This is a genomic window from Sphingobacterium thermophilum, from assembly GCF_039541675.1.
Taxonomy (GTDB): domain Bacteria; phylum Bacteroidota; class Bacteroidia; order Sphingobacteriales; family Sphingobacteriaceae; genus Sphingobacterium; species Sphingobacterium thermophilum.
The window spans coordinates 179,079-202,257 of sequence record NZ_BAABGR010000015.1; the positions used below are offsets into that span (position 1 = coordinate 179,079).

The 23,179-nt window shown below is 42.5% G+C and carries 17 protein-coding genes and 4 tRNA genes; 16 read left to right on the plus strand and 5 right to left on the minus strand.

All coding sequences use genetic code 11. The features are described from left to right. Positions 1 to 12 precede the first annotated feature (12 nt). From ABD873_RS06780 to ABD873_RS06815, 8 genes are all read left to right on the plus strand, one after another. A complete protein-coding gene (locus tag ABD873_RS06780; RefSeq protein ID WP_345066394.1) occupies positions 13 to 828 on the plus strand; it encodes a purine-nucleoside phosphorylase in 816 nt (271 codons plus the stop codon). Between the two features lie 47 nt (positions 829 to 875). After that, on the plus strand, positions 876 to 2,864 hold the full coding sequence (locus tag ABD873_RS06785; protein ID WP_052258535.1) for a putative porin: 1,989 nt from the start codon (positions 876 to 878) through the stop codon (positions 2,862 to 2,864). A gap of 143 nt (positions 2,865 to 3,007) precedes the next feature. Next, positions 3,008 to 3,085, plus strand: a tRNA-Val gene (locus tag ABD873_RS06790). 10 nt (positions 3,086 to 3,095) lie between these two features. After that, positions 3,096 to 3,173, plus strand: a tRNA-Val gene (locus ABD873_RS06795). A 10-nt stretch (positions 3,174 to 3,183) separates the two neighbouring features. Then, positions 3,184 to 3,261: transfer RNA gene (locus tag ABD873_RS06800), tRNA-Val, on the plus strand. A gap of 10 nt (positions 3,262 to 3,271) precedes the next feature. Then, positions 3,272 to 3,346 (plus strand) — tRNA-Val (locus ABD873_RS06805). A gap of 320 nt (positions 3,347 to 3,666) precedes the next feature. Beyond that, entirely contained in the window at positions 3,667 to 6,936 is a 3,270-nt protein-coding gene (locus ABD873_RS06810) for a SusC/RagA family TonB-linked outer membrane protein (RefSeq protein WP_345066400.1), read from the plus strand. 12 nt (positions 6,937 to 6,948) lie between these two features. Further along, entirely contained in the window at positions 6,949 to 8,715 is a 1,767-nt protein-coding gene (locus ABD873_RS06815) for a RagB/SusD family nutrient uptake outer membrane protein (protein WP_345066403.1), read from the plus strand. Between the two features lie 34 nt (positions 8,716 to 8,749). Here ABD873_RS06815 and ABD873_RS06820 read toward each other — a convergent pair whose 3' ends face one another. Continuing rightward, positions 8,750 to 9,271 carry an NADPH-dependent FMN reductase gene (locus ABD873_RS06820; protein WP_039053898.1) on the minus strand — a complete coding sequence of 174 codons (522 nt, stop codon included), beginning with the start codon at positions 9,269 to 9,271 and terminating at the stop codon, positions 8,750 to 8,752. 206 nt (positions 9,272 to 9,477) lie between these two features. Here ABD873_RS06820 and ABD873_RS06825 point away from each other — a divergent pair, with 206 nt between their 5' ends. From ABD873_RS06825 to lepB, 5 genes are read left to right on the plus strand one after another with little or no spacing between them, the layout of a single operon-like run. Continuing rightward, positions 9,478 to 10,278, plus strand: coding sequence for a ParA family protein (locus ABD873_RS06825; RefSeq protein ID WP_039053899.1), 801 nt, complete (start codon positions 9,478 to 9,480; stop codon positions 10,276 to 10,278). After that, positions 10,278 to 11,195, plus strand: coding sequence for a ParB/RepB/Spo0J family partition protein (locus ABD873_RS06830; RefSeq protein ID WP_345066408.1), 918 nt, complete (start codon positions 10,278 to 10,280; stop codon positions 11,193 to 11,195). Before ABD873_RS06825 ends, ABD873_RS06830 begins: the two co-directional genes overlap by 1 nt. Continuing rightward, on the plus strand, positions 11,195 to 11,929 hold the full coding sequence (locus tag ABD873_RS06835; protein ID WP_052258872.1) for a DUF5683 domain-containing protein: 735 nt from the start codon (positions 11,195 to 11,197) through the stop codon (positions 11,927 to 11,929). Before ABD873_RS06830 ends, ABD873_RS06835 begins: the two co-directional genes overlap by 1 nt. A 17-nt stretch (positions 11,930 to 11,946) precedes the next feature. Then, entirely contained in the window at positions 11,947 to 12,690 is a 744-nt protein-coding gene (gene dapB, locus ABD873_RS06840; protein WP_345066411.1) for a 4-hydroxy-tetrahydrodipicolinate reductase, read from the plus strand. 42 nt (positions 12,691 to 12,732) lie between these two features. Then, a complete protein-coding gene (gene lepB / locus ABD873_RS06845) occupies positions 12,733 to 14,178 on the plus strand; it encodes a signal peptidase I (protein ID WP_345066414.1) in 1,446 nt (481 codons plus the stop codon). 58 nt (positions 14,179 to 14,236) lie between these two features. Here lepB and ABD873_RS06850 read toward each other — a convergent pair whose 3' ends face one another. Next, positions 14,237 to 14,956: a pyridoxine 5'-phosphate synthase gene (locus ABD873_RS06850; protein ID WP_039053421.1), complete on the minus strand. Its 720-nt coding sequence runs from the start codon at positions 14,954 to 14,956 to the stop codon at positions 14,237 to 14,239. Between the two features lie 112 nt (positions 14,957 to 15,068). Here ABD873_RS06850 and cdaA point away from each other — a divergent pair, with 112 nt between their 5' ends. The 3 genes from cdaA to ABD873_RS06865 all read left to right on the plus strand — a co-directional run bounded on the left by cdaA (position 15,069) and on the right by ABD873_RS06865 (position 19,837). Next, positions 15,069 to 15,863 (plus strand): diadenylate cyclase CdaA, encoded by a 795-nt coding sequence (gene cdaA / locus ABD873_RS06855; protein ID WP_345066417.1) that lies wholly within the window; start codon positions 15,069 to 15,071, stop codon positions 15,861 to 15,863. A 127-nt stretch (positions 15,864 to 15,990) separates the two neighbouring features. Further along, on the plus strand, positions 15,991 to 16,899 hold the full coding sequence (locus ABD873_RS06860; protein WP_039053423.1) for a DUF1338 domain-containing protein: 909 nt from the start codon (positions 15,991 to 15,993) through the stop codon (positions 16,897 to 16,899). A 1-nt stretch (position 16,900) separates the two neighbouring features. Continuing rightward, complete coding sequence (locus tag ABD873_RS06865) at positions 16,901 to 19,837, plus strand: FAD-binding and (Fe-S)-binding domain-containing protein (RefSeq protein WP_345066422.1); 2,937 nt, start codon at positions 16,901 to 16,903, stop codon at positions 19,835 to 19,837. Positions 19,838 to 19,854: 17 nt separating this feature from the next. Here the strand turns inward: ABD873_RS06865 and ABD873_RS06870 are convergent, their stop codons facing one another. The 3 genes from ABD873_RS06870 to ABD873_RS06880 all read right to left on the minus strand — a co-directional run bounded on the left by ABD873_RS06870 (position 19,855) and on the right by ABD873_RS06880 (position 23,094). Beyond that, positions 19,855 to 20,694, minus strand: coding sequence for a DUF2911 domain-containing protein (locus tag ABD873_RS06870; protein WP_345066425.1), 840 nt, complete (start codon positions 20,692 to 20,694; stop codon positions 19,855 to 19,857). Between the two features lie 106 nt (positions 20,695 to 20,800). Further along, on the minus strand, positions 20,801 to 22,099 hold the full coding sequence (locus ABD873_RS06875) for an HAD-IB family phosphatase (RefSeq protein WP_345066428.1): 1,299 nt from the start codon (positions 22,097 to 22,099) through the stop codon (positions 20,801 to 20,803). Between the two features lie 5 nt (positions 22,100 to 22,104). After that, the gene (locus ABD873_RS06880) at positions 22,105 to 23,094 is read right to left on the minus strand and encodes an NAD-dependent epimerase/dehydratase family protein (protein WP_345066431.1); all 990 of its coding nucleotides are present in this window, start codon (positions 23,092 to 23,094) and stop codon (positions 22,105 to 22,107) included. Between the last annotated feature and the right edge of the window lie 85 nt (positions 23,095 to 23,179).

Sequence of the window (23,179 nt, forward strand, 5' to 3'; positions counted from 1 at the left end):
TTTTGCACACATATGTATCACTTGATTGAAGAAACTGTCGAAGCTATACGTCATCGTATTGGCGATTTTGAACCAGAATTTGGAATAATCTTAGGTACCGGTCTGGGAAAGCTGGTCAACGAAATAGAAGTGAATCATCAGCTGATGTATGCCAATATCCCTAATTTCCCTATTTCCACAGTTGAATTTCATACGGGTAAACTGATTTTCGGAACATTGAATGGCCGGAAAGTGGTAGCCATGCAAGGACGTTTGCATTACTATGAAGGCTACAGTATGCAAGAGATTACCTTTCCTGTAAGGATAATGAAGGTTTTGGGTATCAAAAAACTATTTGTATCTAATGCCGCCGGTTCTCTGAATCCCGATATAAAAAAGGGAGATATTGGTATTATCGATGATCATATCAATCTGTTGCCGGATAATCCTTTGCGGGGAAGTAACGACGAGGATTATGGACCTCGCTTTCCGGATATGAGTGCTCCCTATGACAAGAAGATGCAAGAGCAGGCTATGGAAATTGCACGTAGGAATGGTGTGCGTGCCCATAGGGTAGTGTATGTCTCTACAGCGGGGCCTAATTTGGAGACTAGGGCAGAATACCGTTATATGCGACTTATCGGCGGTGACATTGTTGGTATGAGTACTGTTCCTGAAGTCATAGTAGCCAATCATATGGGACTTCCTGTGTTTGCCATTTCTGTCATCACGGATGAGGGTTTTCATGAGAATCTGCAGCCTGTATCTCTTGAAGAGATTGTCAGAGTTGCCAATGAGGTGGAGCCTAAGATGACCGATATTTTGAAAGAATTAATTGCTATGCAGTAAAGTCTAATTTATACGTTATTTTTGCACTGTATTATCGAGGTAATTGAATGAGTAATATCTTTTTGCGGAGCATACTGCTTATATTGTTGTTTTTGTCGGCAAACGGAAGTCTTCGGGCACAGGTAGGGAGTGATGAGTTCAGTGCCGCGTTGGATTCGGCAAGAGCATTGGAAGACAACAAAAAGGATTCTGTGGAGTTCTCTTCGAAATACATCCGATTTGCTACGCTTGATATGCTGAAGTATGCTACCTTCACCAAACAGATAGATACCACTCATCGTAATTTCCAATATTACAACCCACAAAATCACCCTTGGAATCCTAGTATGAATTTGGGTTCTTATGGCTTGGCCACACGCGACCTACTCTTCAATCCTAGCAAGACCATAGGTTTCCAGCATGGTTTCCATGCCTTGGAACGCTATCTGTATACGTCAGATTCGGTGACCTATTTCAGGGCAAGAGCACGCTATTCGGAATTATATTCTGTAGGCTTTTTCTTTGAAGACCAAGTTTTCAAGGCAAAGCATGCACAGAATATCAAGCCTAACTGGAATATGGGGTTTGATTACCAAGCTACCAATACGGACGGTTATTTCTTAAACCAAGATTATAACGACCGAAAAGGAGCTGTATTTACTTGGTATGAGTCTCCCAACAAGCGCTATAATTTTCTTGCCAATATAGCGCTTAACAAGCTTGATGCTCCGGAAAACGGGTCTATCGTCAATGACAACTTCTTCAAGGATGAGACAGTGACGACGTGGTATTCTCAGATTACACGCCTTCGCGGACAACGTGAAACAAGACCATACACGAAATGGAATGATAACGGTTTGTTTATCCGCCAGTCGTATTATATAGGTCGTTTGGATACGGTAAACAAAAATCTTCCGGAAATGGAAATCCATCCGACGAATACCATAGCTCATAATACGTATATCCGACAGCAAAGATTTGTGTTCTTCAAAAATGAAGACGATTTGAATAACGCGTTTCCGGCAGCCAACTTCCGTTTGGTGCACGACACGACAAAAATTACGACCATCTCCAATGAATTTACCTATACGTTCTACCTAAGGGCCAAATCCTTGTTGAAAAATGAAGCCAAGCTGAATGCTGGTTTTCAAAATGATTTGATATGGGTAGAAGACAGCCTTACCAATGATTTTTTGCAGAACTCCTCGATTAAAGGGGATTTCAGCTATAAATTTTCAGATAAGGTAGATTTCAATTTGAGTGCTCATCAGATTGTGGTAGGTCATAATTTCGGTGATTACCTCTATGAGGCAAGGGCAGATATCGCTGTAGGAAAATATCTGGGCAAAATATCGTTGGGGGCTTATTCGCAAAACAAATCGCCGGAAAGGGTCTTTACGGATATGAATTACACATATCACCAATGGAAGGCGAACTTGGAGAAGACAAAAACGCAAAACCTTTCTTTCACCTACAGCCATCCTAAATTAGGATTCAAAGGCCGACTGGAATATTATCTGATTAATAACTATACTTATTTCAAAGAAGTAGATAACCCGAACGATAATCCGAACCTCGACAAGGTGATAGAACCGGCACAGCTTGGAAGCCTTAACTTCTTGAAAGCTACGGTAGAGCAGAATTTTAAATTCGGAAAATGGCATCTCGACAACAGAGTGGTGTACCAGAAGTCCGATGCTATGGATGTGCTGGCCACACCGGAACTGTATACCTGGCATAGCTTTTATTATGACTCGCGTTGGTTTGACGTGCTAAACATCAGCATAGGTATGGACGTTCGTTTCAATACGCCCTACGTAGCTCCATCGTATTCAATCAACACAGGACAGTTTTATAATACCAATTATAAGTTGGAATTTTCTACCTATCCTATAGTGGATTTCTGGGCTACAGCCAATATCAAGCGCGTGAACCTATTTATCAGCAACAACTTTACCAACCAATATGTGTATCCGAAAGGATATTATACGGTACGTCGCTATCCAATGAATCCGGCGAACTTCAGATTTGGTGCTTCCTGGAAGTTTTATGATTAAAAATTATCTGTCTTTTAGCTAGGAAATTACGCGCTATTAGCACAAAAAAGTAAAAAAACATTTTGAAACTTAAAAATTAGGGCTATATTTGCACACGCAATTCAGCTAAGGTTGCGACGTTCTCAGAAAGATTTTAAATGTTTGGAGGCTTAGCTCAGCTGGTTCAGAGCACCTGCCTTACAAGCAGGGGGTCACTGGTTCGAATCCAGTAGCCTCCACCAAACATACCTTGGAGAATTAGCTCAGCTGGTTCAGAGCACCTGCCTTACAAGCAGGGGGTCACTGGTTCGAATCCAGTAGCCTCCACCAAACATACCTTGGAGAATTAGCTCAGCTGGTTCAGAGCACCTGCCTTACAAGCAGGGGGTCACTGGTTCGAATCCAGTATTCTCCACCAACTATACCTCGGAGGCTTAGCTCAGCTGGTTCAGAGCACCTGCCTTACAAGCAGGGGGTCACTGGTTCGAATCCAGTAGCCTCCACTTCTTAGAAAGCATCAAGAAATTGATGCTTTTTTATATTCCCCTTCCTTTGTTTTCATAAACTACTCTATTTTGATTGTTAAATATTAATATATTATTTTAATAATAGTATAAAATTTCTTGATGGTATCTCATGGTTTCTTTTTGTTTATCTTTTTATATGTTTACAACAAAAAAATTTCTTGATTATTCCTTCGGTTAAGGATAAGCTTGAGTGAAATACATTTATAAAGCTAAATTATTTCTTAAATATCTAATTTAACGTGTATTAGCATGGTAAAGTTGTTAGTTTGTAAGTAGAATACTAACAATTATATACCATGAAGAAAAGATTTTTTCTAAGAAAGAGCTTTATTCCTATTCGATTATTAGGAATATTTGCATTAACTCCAGTAATTGCTGTTCCTTTAGAAGCCAAACCTTTGGCCTTAATTGAAAGTAAGTGGCAAGCCGAAATTGAAGGTAGAGTACTGGGTACAGATGGAAAACCGTTGAGTGGAGTTACCGTTTCAACGCAATCCGGACAATCGACCAGTACCAACGAATCTGGACAGTTCAAGGTTCGTGCAAAGGTTGGTGATGTTATCATCGTTAAAAGTGTAGGATATCTGACACAAGAATTTGTTATCAACAGTTTGGTGGATAACGTCATTGTATTAGAAGAAGATATAGGTAATATTGAAGAGGTAGTGGTGGTGGGTTATGGACGTCAGAAAAGAAGTAACCTTACAGGAGCGATGACAGCTGTCAGCGCGGACAACCTTAAAAATATCGCACCCTCCAACCTTTCCAATACATTGGCCGGTAGGGCTCCTGGTGTCAACGTAACCAACACGTCGGGTATGACGGGAGCATCGTCATCTTTGCGGATACGGGGGAGCTTTGCTGAGCCTCTATACGTTATCGATGGAGTGGTGAGAGACAAGGCTGCATTTGATGCTTTGGAAGCCAATGAGGTGGATCAGATTAGTTTCTTAAAAGATGCGGCGATGGGAGCTGTATATGGGACGCGTGCAGGAAATGGAGTGGTGCTCGTAACGACCAAGAAAGGGACGCCGCAAGCTCCTGTTTTCAATGTGCAGAGCACCTATTCTTTGGCAGCACCTACACAGGCATTGTTGGCAGATCTTACAACGGCAGAAGACGAACTTATCTATCAGAACCGTGTCTCATACTTCCAGTGGCTAAATGGTAATCAGCAAGCACCATTTGTCGCTCCAAATGGCCAGAAAGAATTTGACTATTTCAAAGATAAGAATTACAGTGTTACGGATTGGATATGGCGAAACCCATTCAGTCACCGGCAGTCTATCTCCTTGTCAGGAGGTGGTGAGGCTATCACCTATTATAACTTATTGAGCTATAGAAAAGAGTTAGGCTCCTATAAGTCTTTGGAGCACGATAAATTTAATATACGTAGTAATGTCAGCGCCAAGGTCAATGAGGCCTTTACCATTGATTTGAATATATCGGCCAATCAGACTAATTCGAAGAGATTCTTTTGGCCATTCAGTACTTCGGCAAATGACGACGATTTTGATGTGTCCGATTTCTATCGTGTGACCTTCAACTGGCCTAAGATGTATCCTTTTTACCTCAATGCGGACGGCACGCCAAGTGATAAGCCTACAGAGTACCCTGTACAAACGCCGATGGGAAGCTGGCAGGCGTGGAATGTTATCGATCAGGTGATAGGTAATCGTTATATTGATCGAAAAGTTAGGGAGATTAATCCTATCCTGACATTGAGTTACAAGCTGGATGGTTTGGTGAAAGGCTTGTCAACAAAAGTGGTGGGAAGTTATGTGGCAGAGGACTATATGCGTAAGCGCTTCATGACCTTCCAGAAGAATTATACTTTCACACCATTGGATGCTAGTGACAACCGTTTTATCCCGGCTCCTCCGTCGGAAGATAAAATCAACATCTTTACTTTCAGCCAGGCGGCACCGTTTGTGGATTATACGCCAGAACGTACGTGGGAATACCAAGTAAACTGGTTTTTAAATTATGCTAAAACGTTTGATAAACATAATGTCGACGCTATGGTGGTGTATGAACAGTTCAAATTCGGAGGCATCTTTGTCAACTCTAGAGCTGAAAATCCTATCACCAACATAGATCAGATGTTTGTGTATCCTACAGATCGTAACTACCGGTCCACCAATGCTTATGAGTCTACCGATGCACGGAGAGCGCTGATAGGAAGAATAAACTATAACTACAGTGATAGATATATTGCTGAATTTTCGTTCCGATACGACGGCTCTCCGCTATTCCCTGGAGATAAACGTTGGGGATTCTTCCCTTCTATGTCCGCTGCATGGCGTATTTCCGAAGAAAATTTCTTTGCCGGAGCAAAAGAAAATATCAACGAACTAAAACTACGCTTCTCTTATGGAACTACTGGTAACGACCTTGCCGTGGACGGCAATAAGATTGGTCAGTTTTTGTATGAAGAAAAATATGTGCCGTCAGGTGGTTATATCTTCGGAGACCGTTATTACAATGGTATCATGTACGGAGCTAACCCTACTCAAAACCTTACATGGACAACATCCAAAAGTTATAACCTAGGAGCCGATTTCGGATTGTTGAAAAATCGATTGACAGGAAGCATAGATGTCTTTAGCCGCAAGGAAACAGATATATTGGGTACAAGAAATCTAGTGGTTCCGGATAACTATGGAAGAACGCTAGCTCCCGAAAACTATGCTGCTAGAAGCTACAAAGGAGGGGAGATCAGTCTGATGTGGAATAATCGTGTGAATGAGGTAGCTTACGGCTTCGGAATCAACATGGGATATGCTAAAGATAGGTGGGATATTTATGATGAAGAACCTTCTTATGCAGCAGGAAGAGAGCAAAATTTCAGATCCAGAATAGGAAGACCGGAAAACAGGTTGATAGGTCTTGAAGCAATAGATTTGGTACGCACGCAAGAGCAACTTGACGATCTGCTAAGCAAAGGTTTCAAAACCTACGGAAGAGACCCTTACCTAGGCATGATTCTTTATAAAGATGTTCGGGGAGCCAACTATTCTGACGGTCCGGATGGAAAGATTGACGACAATGATATGGTGCTTTTATCGGACAACAACTCGCCACGAATCAACTATGGCGTCAACATGAATATAAGTTGGAAAGGTATAAGTGTGTCGGCATTGTTACAAGGAGTGATGGCTTACGACAGGATGATTAGCAATCAAGAAGGAGGTGGCATGCGACAGCACGGAGGAAACTTCCGTCCTTACTATCCTATTTGGGCAGGCGATGTATGGACAGAGGAAAACCCTAATGCCAAATATCCACGTGTAGTAGGCTCTAACTGGGCGGAATCGGGAACCGGCAATTCCAGCTTCTGGATAAGAAACGGTGCTTATCTACGTCTGAGAGATTTAAATGTGTCGTATGCGTTGCCAAACTCGGTAACAAATGCGTTGAAGATTAAACAAGCTAATATATTCTTTAATGGGACTAACTTGTTTGTAATCTCCAAGATGACAGAATTTCACGACCCAGAACAGAAAATGTATGATTCTTACCCTGTCATGAAGACGTTTAACCTTGGACTTGACTTTAAATTTTAATTGGAAGTAACTATGAAAAAGATTTTTTTCCCCGTAATATTTTTATTGAGCCTTACCTCTTGTAAGGATGTACTGGATATCCGTGATCTGAACTCATTAGACGAGCGGGAAGTGTGGCAAGATCCCAACCTTGTCAATGCCTATCTGGCAAATGTCTATTCTATTTTTGGTAACTGGAATGCCTCTGCCGACAATAACTCGGAGCAGCTGGTAGGTATAACGTTCCCTTTGGATGCGGTTACGGTTAATAACTCCAGTTACAAGGCTTGGGATTATACGACTATACGTAAAATCAATACAGCCCTGGTAAAAATTGAGGAAAGCACGGGGCTGAATGATAACGATAAGAGAAATTTCCGTGGTCAGCTGCTTTTTATGCGTGCTTATGCATATTTCAATATGGTAAAACATCATGGTGGCGTGCCGTATATTAAAGTGCCACAAGATCTTGAAAAAGATGACCTGAACACCCCTCGCCACTCTACTTTGGAGTGTTTTCAGTTTATCGTCGAAGACTTGAATGAGGCGATTAGCCTGTTACCGGAGACCATAGAAAAATCGTCCGAGAACTATGGCAAGATTGACGGTAACTTTGCGTTAGCGTTTAAGGCTAAGGTACTGTTGTATAAGGCTTCTCCTCAATTCAATCCTACGAATCCTTATGGAAATAGCTATTGGAATGAGGCCTATGAGGCTAACAAGCAGGCCTATGAGCAGCTCAAAGCGAATGGATATGGACTTATCGACGACTACTATAATATCGCTTTGGAAGAGAAGAACAAGGAGACGGTATTTGCAGTAATCAACACTTATCCTAACAAGGTGGCGTCCTATGACTATGGTGTGAGACCAGGTTCGGAAAGTCGCGGAGCAGCGTCAGCAGTGCCAACCTGGGAGTTTGTCAAATCTTTCCCTATGATAGATGGTAAATCGTACTCCGATCCTTCAAGCGCTTATTACAAGACAGAAGAACAGTTTCTTCAATCGTATTGGAAGGATAGGGATCCGCGTTTTGAAAAATCTATCGTCTGGAACGGAAAAATCTATGAAGTGTCAGGCAAGGCAGGCAAAAGACAATACACCGCAGTGGGGATTGCTGCCGACTTGGATAATTTCGGTACAAACCCTGCGGCACAGACACCGTCGGAAAACCTCAACCGATACAGTGGATTTTTCATCCTTAAAAATTCGAAACTGTCTTTAAAGCAGACAGAGGTGGAAACCCAATATGATGTGGATTATATAGTTATGCGCTTTGCTGAGGTGATGTTAAACTATGCAGAAACGGCCAATGAAATGGGAGATCTGGCTACTGCTATGAGTCTTTTGAGAGAAATCAGACAACGCGCGGGTATTCTTCCCGGCAATGATGGCAACTATGGCATTATAGCCAGTACTAAGGAGCAGATGCGAGACGCTATTCTCGCCGAGAGAAATATAGAATTGTGTTTCGAAGGACATCGATTCTGGGATTTGAGACGCCTGAGAAAATTGCATCTCTTAGATAATACAACCAAGCATGGAATAGAGGCCATCGCTATCAATCCGGATGGCTCAGAAATGGATCTGGGAATAGCTTCCGAGTTGGCTAGAACATATCAGCTTAAGGAAGAGAACTTTAAATATAGAGTGTTACAAGTCCCTAACTCAGGAGCTAAAGTTAACATTGTGCCGGATACCTATTATTTCTTCCCTGTATCACAATCGGTATTAGACAAAAACCCTAAAATTGAGCAGAACAAGGATTGGGGAGGAACATTTGACCCTACCATTCACTAACGACAAAGGGGCTCTGCATAAGAGCCCTTTGTTTTTAAAACCTTATAATCTCTTCTATCTGTTCGTGGACAAACTTCAGGGTAATAGGGTCTGTGAAAAGACCTTCCTCGTTTAATTCGTTTTGGATGTGAGGAACATGAATCTTTAGGGGAAGGACATGCATACGGACATAATTGCATACTCCCGTAAAGTGGTCTACTCCGCGGATATTGCCATATTTCCCTGTGGATACGCCTACCAAGGCCGCTTTCTTATTTTGGAAAGAGGTCGGATAGGTGCACGCATCGATGAATACTTTAAGGGCGCCGGGATAGCTACCGTTGTATTCCGGGATAATAAAAACGAATTTCCTTGCCTCATGGACCTTGGCCTGGATGGGCGCAAAAGCTTCCGACCTTTTGCCGTATAAATCCGTGAACAAAATATCATGAGGTAAATCTTCCAAGGAAAGCATATCCCAGGCCTCTCCGCACTTGTTTAATTCTTCTTTATAATATTGAGCTACTTTTAATGAGTTACTACCCAGTCTATTGGTACAGGAGATAATTAAATTCATTGTTATGATGTAACTTATCTTTCCCGACATACGATTTGACAAAACGTATGTCAATTTTTTGTATCTTAGCATCCTGAGTAATAGTATCAGGAGGCTCTCAAATTTAGTAAATTTAACATCATTTATATATTTATTTTGGTAAGCGTGATGTAAATTTGATAGGAGGGCCGGATTGGTCGGGTATAATTGTAAAGATTAAGTATCTCATGGGAAAAATAATTGCAATAGCAAATCAAAAGGGTGGTGTAGGAAAGACTACAACGTCAATAAATTTAGCCGCTAGTTTAGCCGTATTGGAGTATAAGACACTCCTTGTAGATGCGGACCCACAGGCTAACTCTACATCAGGGATAGGATTTGATCCTCGCGGTATTAAGGCTAGTGTGTATGAGTGTTTGGTGAATGATCTGGACCCGCGAGAAGCTATCAAAGCCACAGAAACACCTAACCTAGATTTGCTGCCGGCACATATCGACTTGGTCGGAGCAGAAATCGAGATGATTAATCTGAATGAGCGCGAGTACAAGATGAAGAAAATGTTGGATGCGGTGAAGGATGATTACGACTTCATCATCATCGACTGTTCTCCATCGCTAGGATTGATTACTATCAACGCCTTGACAGCTTCGGACTCAGTCATTATCCCGGTGCAGTGTGAATATTTTGCCCTAGAAGGATTAGGAAAATTGTTGAACACTATCAAGATCGTTCAAAACAGGTTGAATACCAATCTGGAGATTGAAGGTATATTGTTAACAATGTATGATGTGCGTTTGCGCCTATCCAACCAAGTGGTGGAAGAGGTGCGCACACACTTCACAGATTTGGTATTTGACACTATTATCCAGCGTAACACGCGTCTGAGTGAAGCACCAAGCTTCGGTGTGTCTGTAATCATGCACGATGCTTCATGTAAAGGGGCCATAAACTATCTCAACTTGGCGCGAGAGATATTACAGAAGAACGGTTTGGTAGAACAAAATAAAGAAGAAAAAGCAATCGTATAATGGCAGCATTACAACGAAAAACAGGATTAGGAAAAGGTCTTAGTGCGTTATTACAAGATGATATCAATATAGGAAACTCATCAAGCAGCTCGCGTGAGAATAAAGAAACTTCCATACCTTCGGTAGGAAGCATCAACTTCATAAAAGTCGATCAGATTGCTGTCAACCCTTATCAGCCGCGTACTGACTTCGATGAGCAGGCATTGAAAGAACTTGCCGAATCCATTACCTTACAAGGGTTGATCCAACCGATTACCGTAAGACAGGTAAATAAAGATCAATATCAGCTTATCAGTGGGGAGCGCCGCCTTCGTGCGTCGATAATGGCGGGACTTACTGAGATTCCGGCATATGTACGTACGGCCAACGACCAACAGATGTTGGAAATGGCCCTTATCGAAAACATCCAACGGGAGAACCTGAACGCTATTGAGGTAGCTTTGACATTCCAGCGAATGATCGAAGAATGTAACCTTAAGCAGGAGGAGTTGGGAGAACGCGTATCAAAAAACCGTTCTACTGTTACCAACTACCTACGTCTTCTCAAGCTTCCTCCAGTAATCCAAGCAGGAATTCGCGACGGAAAGATATCCATGGGACATGCAAGAGCGTTGATCAATGTAGGGGATATCGAAAAGCAGCTGTATGTGTACGAGCAGATCATCGAAAAAGATCTGTCGGTACGTATGGCCGAAATTTTGGTTCGCAACATTCAGGAGCAGACAAAACCTAAAAAAGGAAAAGGAGTAGGCAAGCAGCTGGATTTTCAATATCAGAAGATAGAAGACGATTTGGCTTCCAAATTTTCTACCCGTGTACGGTTGAATATCAAAAACTCAAAAGGTAAAGGCTCCATAGAGATCCCTTTTGAATCGGAAGAAGATTTGAGCCGCATTCTTGAATTATTAGATTGGTAATGCCGAAATATTTATTTGCAATATTCTTGTTCTTTTTCTCTTTGTGTGCATTCTCGCAGGTAGACACCACCAAGAAAGCTGTTCCCGACTCCTTACGTATAGAGTTGGACAGTGTAAGTCTTGGTCAGGATACGGTGAAAAAGAAAGAGACACGCGCAGAGCGAAAGGCGAGAATCAAGGCCGAAAAGGAGCGCGAAAAATATTATTACAAGGATATTTTAAAGGACTCTTCCCGTCTTGCCATTGAGGAGCTGTCGCGCGTAGCATGGAAAAGGTCCTTGATTCTTCCTGGCTGGGGACAGATTACCAATGGTGGTAAGTATGTATGGGTGAAGCTACCAATAATCTATGGCGGTTTTGTTACAGCCTATCTTACGTTCGACTATTGGAACTGGTTTTATCGGAAATTTGTGGATGAGGCTGCCTATAGAATAGATAACAATGGGGACAAGCGAGACCCCGATTTGGAAGGGTACGCCAGCTTAGAGGGGCTGATACGTGCAAAAGACAATTACAGGCGCTATAGAGATATGACTATACTGGCCACCGTAGGATGGTGGGGACTTAATGTGGTGGAAGCCTACGTAGATTCTATGTTGCGCTTTAGATATAATATCGGTGATGACTTAGGTTTTAAAGTTACGCCAACCTTAATACCTACGTCGGGCATGGCATACAACTTTAATTTCAGGAGTCTTTATGCTCCGGGATTGAAGTTAAATTTTAACTTTTAATGCTGAAAAACTAAATTATGAAAATCGTCTTACTTGGCTACGGCAAAATGGGGCAATTGATTGAGAAATTTGCACTCAAAAGAGGTCATGAAATTGCTCTTATCGTGGATTCCAGCAACAGAGATACTATTGAAGCCGAAGATTTGGCGGACGTAGATTTGGCCATAGATTTCAGCACTCCTGAGGCGGCACTTGCCAACATAAGTTTATGTTTTGAGGCTGATGTGCCTATTGTGGTAGGGACAACAGGATGGTATGAGCATTTGCAGGAAGTGAAAGAAATCTGCCTAGAAGCAAACCAATCCATGTTGTACGGATCAAACTTCAGTATAGGCGTAAACGTCTTTTTTCATATAAACAAGTTGTTGGCCAAAGCGATGCGACCATACCATCAATACGATGTGCAGGTCGAAGAGATTCATCATGTCCACAAGTTGGATGCGCCAAGTGGGACAGCAATAACTATCGCCGAAGGAATCCTTGAACATAGCGATATCAAAACAAAATGGGTAAATGAGTTGGTAGGCTCCGATAAGCAGGTTGTAAATCAGCCGGATGAGTTGCTTATTGAAAGTTTACGCATTGAAGAGGTGCCAGGAACACATACCGTGTTGTATAGCTCTGAAGTAGACCAGATAGAATTTAAGCATACAGCTCATAACCGCGAGGGGTTTGCTTTGGGCGCTGTCATCGCTGCTGAATGGCTGTACGGCAAAAAAGGATTCTATCAGATTACGGATATCTTTGATTTTAACAAATAACATTATTGTTGCCAGTAGGCAGCTCCATATTACGAAACATCTATGTGGTATATAATTTTCGGAATTCTGACAGTTGCATCCCTTTACGGACTGTGGCTGTTGTTTAAAAAGGCAGGAAAACAAGGATGGGAAGCTGTTATTCCCTTCTACCGTGAATATGTGATGGCACAACTTGTTGGAAGACCTACTTGGTGGGTGATTCTTCTTTTGGTGCCTATCGTCAATATTTTTATTTTCTATACTCTTTATTTTGATTTGCTGAAATCTTTTGGCAAGCAGCGCTTTTGGGAAAATGCGGTGGCGGTGCTGTTGCCTTTCATTTTCTTGCCACTATGGGGAAGAGATCCTCAGGTGACTTATCGAGGTAAGTCGGCAACAGAAGAATTCAAAAAGCAATATCCCTATCAGAAAAGTACAGCACGAGAGTGGGCTGACGCCATCATTTTTGCTACTGTAGCTGCTTCCTTGATACGTGGATTCCTGATAGAAGCGTATATGATTCCTACCGGCTCTATGGAGCGTAGGCTGCTGGTAGGCGACTTCCTTTTCGTTAGTAAGCTTAACTATGGTCCTCGGATTCCAAATACGCCTATTGCTTTTCCTTTTGCACATCATACGATGCCTCTCTTTGGAGGAAAAGCTTATTCGGAGCTGATACAGATTCCTTACAAAAGACTTCCTGGATTTCAGAAGATAGAGCGTAATGATGTGGTGGTGTTTAACTTTCCTATGGAAGCTGACGAACCATTTAAGCGTCCTATAGATAAAAGAGAGAACTACATCAAGCGTTGTGTAGGACTTCCAGGGGATGAGGTGTCCATGGTAAATGCGCAGTTACTGGTTAATGGAAAGCCGAGCTACGACTCGGAAGACCTGCAGACCTCTTATATTGTTGTGACCGAACCTTACGGCCTATCGCAGGATATCCTTCTGAAAAACCGTTTTGACGTGGATTTGGAAAATACAGATCCTTCGAGAGGTTTGTATGTTTTGCACATCACCAAGGGCGAAGCCGAAATGATTAAATCTTGGTCCAACGTACAGGAGGTTAAAGAAATTATCTTCGGCACAGACACGGAAAATCCTACAGCGATTGCTTTTCCGGAGTACGATTGGAACGAAAGACCGTGGACATATGACAACTTTGGACCTATAAAAGTACCATACAAAGGGTGGACCGTCAAATTAGATAAATGGACATTACCTTTGTATCTGCGTGCTATTACTGTATATGAAGGTAATACCTTGGAAATCCAAGATAACGACATCTATATCAACGGACAGAAAACAGATACTTATACCTTCAAGATGGATTATTATTGGATGATGGGTGACAACCGTCATAATTCGTACGACTCTCGTGGCTGGGGCTTCGTACCGGAAGATCATATTGTGGGGAAAGCCTTGTTCACTTGGTTGAGTTACGACAAGGATGGTTCGTTCCTGTCAAAAATTCGCTGGAACAGAATTTTTAAGGGAATAAAATAGAGAATATACCTAACAAAAAAGGTCGGACTTCCATCCGACCTTTTTTGTTAGGTAACTTTTATGCTTTTAAGGCCGCAAGGTAACGCTTTATCGTCTCTTCCAATCCTAGATAGAGAGCGTCTGAAATTAAGGCGTGACCTATACTTACTTCCAAAAGTCCCGGAATATGCTGGTTGAAATAAGCTAGATTATTCAGGTCAAGGTCGTGACCTGCATTTAATCCTAATCCTACTTCGCGAGCTTTTAAGGCTGCTTTGAAGTAAGGTTCTATTGCTTTTTCTTTGTCGAAACCATATTGGGCGGCATACGCTTCCGTATAGAGTTCTACGCGGTCGGTTCCGGTTTCTGCGGCGGCTTCGACCATCTCTTCTATTGGATCAACAAAGATTGAAACGCGGATTCCGGCATCTTTGAAGATTTTTACCATCTCCTTCAGATATTCTTTGTTCTGTATGGTATCCCAACCGTGGTTAGAGGTAAGTTGGTTGGTGGCATCCGGTACCAATGTCACCTGTGCCGGCTTGACATCCAATACTAGGTCTACGAATTTTTTTTCTTGGCAGTTTCCTTCTATGTTAAATTCTGTAGTAATCTCAGCTTTCAGGTCATACACATCCTTATAGCGGATATGACGCTCATCGGGACGAGGGTGCACGGTAATGCCTTGAGCACCGAAACGTTCACAAGCTAAGGCCGCAGCCAGTAAGTTAGGCACATTACCTCCGCGGGAATTGCGTAAGGTTGCTATTTTATTGATGTTTACAGATAGTCTTGTCATCTCGTTATAGTCTTATTATCACAAATGTAATTAATAATCTTGAGTACTGATATCAAATTATATTCTCTAGCCGAGCAAAAAATATTGCTATAATTTTTTAAATTGCAACATAATGGACGGACTAAGCTTCAATATTCTCGAAGGGTTCAGGTTGCTGGATGTGATAGATATTTTGCTGGTGGCAGTGATTATCTATTATATCTATAGTTTGATTAAGGGAACCATTGCTGTCAATATTCTGTTAGGTGTAGCTCTCTTCTATGGGATATATCTGGTGGTGAAGCAGTTGGAGATGCGTCTCCTGACCGAAATTTTTGGCGGTTTCATCTCTGTAGGATCCATAGCATTGATTGTTGTGTTTCAACAGGAAATCCGTCGTTTTCTGCTACACGTAGGAAAAAACATTTCATTGCGACGTAAGAAGCTTTTCCTGACTTTCATAGGAGCAAAGAAGACAGCACAGGAGGATCATTCGGAGCAGATAAAAACAATAGTGGAAGCTTGTCGCAGCATGTCGCGTTCAAGGACGGGAGCTCTAATCGTCTTTTCCCGATATTTTGACGAGGAATATTACCAATCCAGTGGTGAATATATCGATGCTCCGATATCCAAGCGTTTGTTGGAAAGCATATTCTTTAAGAATAGTCCCCTGCATGATGGAGCGGTAGTCATTGTAGACTTCAGAATCATGACTGCAAGCTGTGTGCTTCCTTTGTCGGATAGTGAGGACCTTCCTCCACATTTCGGTTTGAGGCACCGAGCTGCCATTGGTGTTACGGAAGTGTCAGAAGCTGTTGCGGTAATAGTTTCTGAAGAAACTGGGGAAATTTCTTTTGCAAAGGATGGTAATGTCAACATGAATCTTACAGCGGAAGAGTTAGAACAGACCTTAAAAGAAGAACTTTAATATATTGAATTATATTTCACCAACTTGTAAATATTCCGAACATTCTTCGAAGAAATTGCTTCGACTCCGTATGAAAATCAAAATGATTTTACTAAATTTACCTTAGTAAACCTAAAATTTTGATGCCATGCATTTCGAAGAAAATAATCCGTTGGATATTGTTTTGAACGATCTGTTCGAACATTATCGTCAGAATGTAGCCGATGTGGATAAAATCACAAATGCTTTATTGGAAAAAGGTGTTGTCAGCTCTCAGGATGATATTGTCAACGACCACATCGCTTTCCGAACCTTAGGGGTACCCAATCTGGGAATAGCTTCTTTTGAAAAGATTTTTCTCGCTTATGGTTATCAGAAGCGTGACTATTTCCACTTTGAAGGGAAGAAGTTAAATGCTTATTGGTATTCTCCACCAAAAGAAGGTTATCCACGTATTTTCGTGTCGGAACTGCGTGTGCACGAGTTGAGTAAGGAAGCTCAGGACATTATATACAAATATACCAATCCTATTACTTCAGATCCTGTGGATGACTTGGATTTGAGCAATGGGGAAGAAGTAGCGGCATTTCTGCAGAAACCATTATGGGGGCTCCCTACTTCGGAGGAGTATCAAACACTGCTTAATGAGAGTGAATATGCAGCATGGGTGATTTACAACCGCTACTATCTGAACCACTATACCATTAGCATTCATGAGCTGAAGGAAGGATATAATACTTTGGAAGCGTTTAACGACTTTCTGGTAAGTATAGGCGTGAAGCTCAATAATTCCGGAGGGCTTATTAAGACCAGTGCAGATGGTCTGTTGCGTCAGAGCAGTACGGTATCTGCATTATATGATGCTACCTTTGCGGACGGCAAAACTTTGGAAATAGCAGGAAGCTATGTAGAATTTGCGGAACGTTCGGTACTTCCGGAGTTCAGGCATCTACCTAAAGATCAAATCCGTCCTTCACATCGTCGTGATGGCTTTGAGACCAACAATGCAGACAAGATTTTTGAGAGCACCTATACATCACAGATAAAGGGTTCGTAGGGTGAAAGAGAAGTTACAGTTATTAAAAGAATCGCTTTCGGGCGATCTTTTTTATGATGAAAAGATGAGGTTGCTGTATGCCACCGATGCGTCGGCATACCGGGAGATACCATTGGCTGTAGCTATCCCTAAAAATGAAACCGATATTGAATTGTTGATCTCTTTTGCACGAGAGAATAACACTTCTTTAATTCCACGAACAGCGGGGACTTCTCTTGCAGGACAGGTGGTGGGCAATGGTATTGTAGTGGATGTATCCAAGCACTTTACCCGTATCTTGGAACTCAACACGGATGAGCAGTGGGTGAAAGTGCAGCCGGGAGTGATACGCGATGAACTTAACATGTTTTTGCGTCCGCATGGCTTGTACTTCGGACCGGAAACCTCCACGGCCAATAGGGCCATGATTGGAGGGATGGTCGGTAACAACTCCTGCGGGTCGAACTCCTTGATTTACAAAAGTACCAGAGAGCATACGTTGGAGGTGGAAGGATACCTCTCTGATGGTTCTAAGGTTCGCTTTTCTGAGCTGTCGCTCGATGACTTTGAAGAGAAGTGTACTCTGCCATCGTTAGAAGGACAAGTGTACCGTCAGATACGGACTTTGCTAGGAGACCCTCATAACCAGGAGGAAATCCGTAAACAATATCCAAAGCGATCTATCGAGCGTAGAAATACGGGATATGCCGTAGACCTGCTGCTGGATACAGAGCCCTTCACAGCGGGGGGAGAGAAGTTTAACTTCTGCAAGCTTATCTGTGGGTCGGAGGGAACACTTCTGTTTATAACCTCAATAAAGCTGCACGTAGACATACTGTCTACACGTCCTTCGGGACTGTTGTGCGTCCATTTCAACAGTCTGGACGATGCTTTGCGGGCCAATCTTATCGGCTTGAAGCATAAGCCTTTGGTCAGCGAGCTGATGGATGACTATATTTTGGAATGCACAGAAAACAATTTGGAACAGCAGCACAACCGTTTTTTTATCAAGGGTAAGCCTAAAGCTATACTGATAATAGAATACGACGGAGAAGATGAGCAGGACATCCGACGTAAAGTTGCTGCGGTGGAAGCGGACATGCGGGCAGCAGGTTACGGTTATTATTTTCCTCTGATATTGGGGGAGGATAAAAAGAAAGTGTGGGATTTGAGGAAGGCAGGCCTGGGGTTGCTAAGCAATACACCTACCGATGAAAAGCCGGTAGCGGTGATTGAAGATACGGCCGTGGATGTGGAGGATTTGCCGGACTATATTGCCGAATTCAACCAAATTTTAGCGAAATATAACCTGTATTCGGTTCATTATGCACATGCCGCCACAGGTGAGCTTCATCTAAGACCCATCATCAACCTGAAAACCAAAGAAGGAAATCAGCTGTTTCGCGATATAGCCTTTGAAATTGCGAAGTTAGTAAAGAAATATAAGGGGTCATTGAGTGGGGAACATGGAGACGGTCGTCTTCGCGGTGAATTCATTGCTTACATGATCGGTGAGCATAACTATCAGTTGCTTAAAGAAATTAAACGGACTTGGGATCCGAAAGGGATTTTCAACCCGCGCAAGATAGTGGATACACCCGCCATGAATACCTTTTTGCGGTACGAGGCAGGTCGTCCTACACGTGAAGTAAAGTCAACATTCCGTTATAGGGGACAGAATATTCTTCAGCATGTGGAGCAATGTAATGGTTCCGGTGATTGTCGAAAGACTGAGCTGTCGAAGGGTACGATGTGTCCTTCCTATATGGCTACACGTAATGAACAGGATACTACCCGTGCGCGAGCCAACATATTACGAGAATTTCTGACGCATTCACCAAAGGAGAATCCTTTCGACCATCCCGAGATTAAGGAAGTCATGGACCTCTGCCTCAGCTGTAAGGGATGTAAGATTGAATGTCCTTCGAGTGTGGATATGGCAAAGGTCAAGGCCGACTTTCTCCAGGCATACTATGATGCTAACGGCATCCCTTGGCGAACATGGATGGTCGGTAATGTCGACCGTATGACTGCTTTGGTATCTCATATCCCACAACTTTACAATTGGGTTGTGTCCAATAAAGTGACTGGAGGAGTTATGAAGAAGATATTAGGCTTTCATCCTGACCGACAAATTCCGAAGGTTTCTCCTCAGTCTTTGCGGAGCTGGTTTATTTCACGTGAAAAACCCCTGTGGAAAGACAGAAAACCCATCAAGGAGGTCTATTTCTTCTGTGATGAGTTTACAAACTACAATGAGGTGGAGCTAGGCAAGAAGGCCATTCTGCTGCTGGAAGCGCTCGGCTACCAAGTGCTGATGATAGACCATGCGTTCAGCGGACGGGCCTTGATATCTAAGGGTATGCTTCGTCAGGCACGTAAACTCGCCGATAGGAACGTTTCCATCTTCTCTTCACGGTTGTCCGACAAAGTGGCGCTAGTGGGTGTGGAGCCTTCAGCCATACTTTGTTTTAGGGATGAATACGTGGACCTGGTGAGTCCGGAATTGGAAGCCGATGCTCAACGCATAGCGCCGTATGCCATGATCGTGGAAGAATTTCTCTGGAAAGAAGCACAGGAAGGTAATATTTCCAAAGAGAAGTTTATTGCTGCTCCACAAAAGATATTGCTGCATAGCCACTGTCAGCAGAAGGCTTGGAAACTACAGCAGTATACAGCTTTTCTATTGGCGTTGCCGGAAGGATTTTCTGTAGAACACATACCTTCAGGCTGCTGTGGTATGGCAGGAGCTTTCGGCTACGAGAAAGAGCATTACGACATATCGATGAAAATAGGAGAGCTCGTGCTTTTTCCTAAGGTCAGAGCAAAAGATAAAGATACTGTTGTCGTTGCTACAGGCAGCAGCTGTCGCCATCAGATTAAGGATGGCACGAACGAAAAGGCCATGCATCCGGTCGAGTTGTTATATCAATCTCTTAAGACAAAGGCCTTCGTTTAATGCGAAGGCCTTTGCGTTTATTTTACAGCATTTAGAGCCTGGCTGTTTAATTTGATGTATTCTCCGTTGTTTGCTTTTTTAGCCATCTCTATACCTTCTTCCGCAGCTTTTTTGGCTCCAGCCTTATCGCCAGCTTTTGCTAGGATAAGCGATTTCCAGTATTTAATATGAGGAGCTTGGGTATTGCCTTCGTCAGCCAATTTAATCCATTCTGCAGCTTTTTTAATGTCCAAGTTGTTGCTATAGTAGTACTGGGCAGCCTGGAAATATGGTTTTTTTTCTCCTTGCATAGCTTTTTCTATGCTGCTCATGATCTCTTTGGTTTGGTCCGCCTTGATGTTGAAGCTAACCTTTGTATTTTCCCAAGCTAAAGAAAGGTTTGTGGAATTGGTCGTTACATCCTCGAAAGTAATGGTAAAGGTTTCCACTTTTTCGGTTAATGTTTTAGGTTTTACCTTGAAGCGAAGGAAATCCTCTTCCTGCTTGTATTGGTAAGCTCCCCATTGTTTAGGATTTTTGCTGAGGATGATAGTCCATTCGGAAGGTGTAGGGATGGTGAATAGGCCGTACGTGCCTGCAGGAACGGTGTGACCTTCTATTGTTACATCTTCCTCGAAGGAGATGTTAGGAATAGTGTTGGCTCCTGTTCGCCATACTTCGTTGTAAGGCACCAGATCGCCGAATACTTTACGACCTTTGATATTGGGTCTTTGATAGGTGAGTGTTATGTTTTTAATTCCCAATCCTTGGGTGATTGTCGTGCTGCTACTTGCAGGAGGTAGCTTTACCTGTGCAGTGGCTTCTGTGGTCAAGAATAATGCTGTGGCAGTAGCTATTGATAATAATACATTTTTCATATTATGTTCCCTAATTTTTAGTGAATTTAATAAAAAAATCTGTCTTATTCAGGGAGAGGGATTAAATGAGAAATAATAAAAGGGCTTTTTTAAAAAAGCCCTTTTATTATTGTTTATAGAGGATCCGGAATTTTATCGTGTTTTCGATCTGTTTCAGCTGCTTGATGAGCGACTTGTCGTAATTGGAGTCTATGTCCGTTACTACATAGCCTATTTCTCCTTTTGTCATCAAGAACTGTGACAGAATGTTAATCTGGTTTTCGGCGTAGATGCTGTTGATCTGAGCCAGAATGCCAGGCACATTTTTGTGGATGTGAAGTAGGCGGTGACCTTTAAGTTTTTTAGGCAATATCAGGTTAGGGAAGTTACGGCTTTGATCTGTATCGCCATTGTTGATGAAGTCGGCCATGCGGCGAGGGATAAACTCGGCATTGGTACGTTTATTTTTCTTATCGTCGAAGACCACGATACCTTTTTCGTTGCAGATCTTGCGGCTAAGTTTTCCTTTTACATCACCCAAGTAGCCGATAGTTTTGAGTTTATCTGCGCGTGCCAATTGTTCGTCGGCCACTTCGACGCCATCACCTAAGAGCAACATACCCACATCTTTGGTGTATTTCTCTTCGAAGGATTCCTTCACACGGATGGAGAAGCCATCCCGCTTAAGGATATGAGCCGATATTTCAGGAACATCTCCCACGATGAGGCATAGGATACGGTTTTTCGGGTAAGAGATTGCCGAAGGCAGCTGGTTTACATATAAGAATTCGTCGAAGCTTGGTGTTACGTGGTCTGCTTTTTCGGTCACACTTTGACGAGCTATATTCTCGGTGAAGGCAAAGAACTTTTCTATCAGCCCTGATTCTTTAAGCTGGAAGTCGGAGTAGCCGTCTCCGATGCCGAAAATTCGGCCTTGGAGGTTAAGTTCTTTCAATAGTTTTACTTTTCCTCCTTCATATGATAGCGGGTTGTTTTCGTCGTAACCTATAATCTGACCTTGTTCGTCAAATTTAAAGGTATTGGCGTAGATGTTTTTTTCTAAAATGCCGTAGCGCGAAACCACAGGAGTGATAAACTCTTTGAAACCTCCTGACACTATCAATACGGTTTCGGCATTCTGCTTGAAAAATTCACGGTTTCTATCAAAGGATTTCGAAACTTTTTTCTTCAAGTGTTTGATAAGCTTTTCTAGGTGTTCTTTGTTGGCTTGCAGGAGCGCTACCCTTCCGGCCAAACTTTCTCGGAACGAAATCTTACCTTCCATGGCTAGGTTGGTAAAACCTTCAATATCCTTTAATATCTGTTCTCTGTTGGGATTATTTTCCAACGATATCCGAGCTAATTCATCCAGTGCTTCAACCTGAGTAAAAGTACTGTCAAAATCAATGATATAGTAATTTTTCACGGCGTTTAGATTGTTTGTGTTGTGTTGTTATTATAGTATGTGTTAGCTATTTGTTCTAATGTAAGATTCAGGGGTTTGAAATTATAATTTATCGTTTTGACGATTTTTTCGTTGGAGTATGCCAACTTTGAGGAGGCTGCACGGGCAGACTCTTCCGTCAGTACAGACTTTTTGCCGGTAAGCTTGGCTTTCCATTCGGCTGCTCTCCAGGCCAAGGAAAGTAAGAAATCGTTGGCTCTGATAAATGGAGGTTTCTTATGGATAAGCTTGGCAATGCGCGTGAGAAGGTCCTTATTACTGATGTTCTCGGCATTCAGGATGAAGCGTTCTCCGCGTATATTACTGTTGTTCATGAGCTCAATCATGATTTTGCTTACATCCTCTACATCCACGATACCTACCGAGCCGGAGGTAAAGATTTTCAATCCTTTGTTTACGAGTTCGAAGATGGCTCCTGAGCCTGTTTTATAAGCTCCTATCCCCATAATCAAAGAAGGGTTGACGATGACGGCGTCGAGCCCTTCGGTGATGCCACGCCATACCTCGAGCTCTCCTTTGTATTTTGAGAGGGCATAGTTAGACATCTTAGGGTCATATTCCCATTTGTCCTTTTCGTTGACAGGTTTGTTGCTTTTGCTAGTACCCAATGCGGCGATGGAACTTACATGGATTAGCCGTGCTTTATGCTCTAAGCACAAGTTGACGATATGTGCTGTACCTTCGACATTGGTGGCATAGAGCTCCTGTGCATCTTCTTTATGGTAAGAGACCTTTGCGGCGCAGTGGTATACCTGTGTGATAGGTTCGAAGATGTCAGCAAGTGAAAAATAGTCTGTCACATCGGCGTCTATCCATTCTATGAGCGAGGAAGACTTAAGGAAGTCAGGAATTGTAGATGTCGAACGCTTGGTAGCCAAGACAGCTTGCCCCTGTTCAATAAGCATTTTGATGAGTGTCGAACCTAAAAATCCTGTACCTCCGGTAACTAATATCACTTGCGTTGTGTTCTAAAGTTTTTTAGCCATTCAAATATAGATTTTTAGCTTATGGAATGCAAAACTTATGCTGTATTTATGTTTG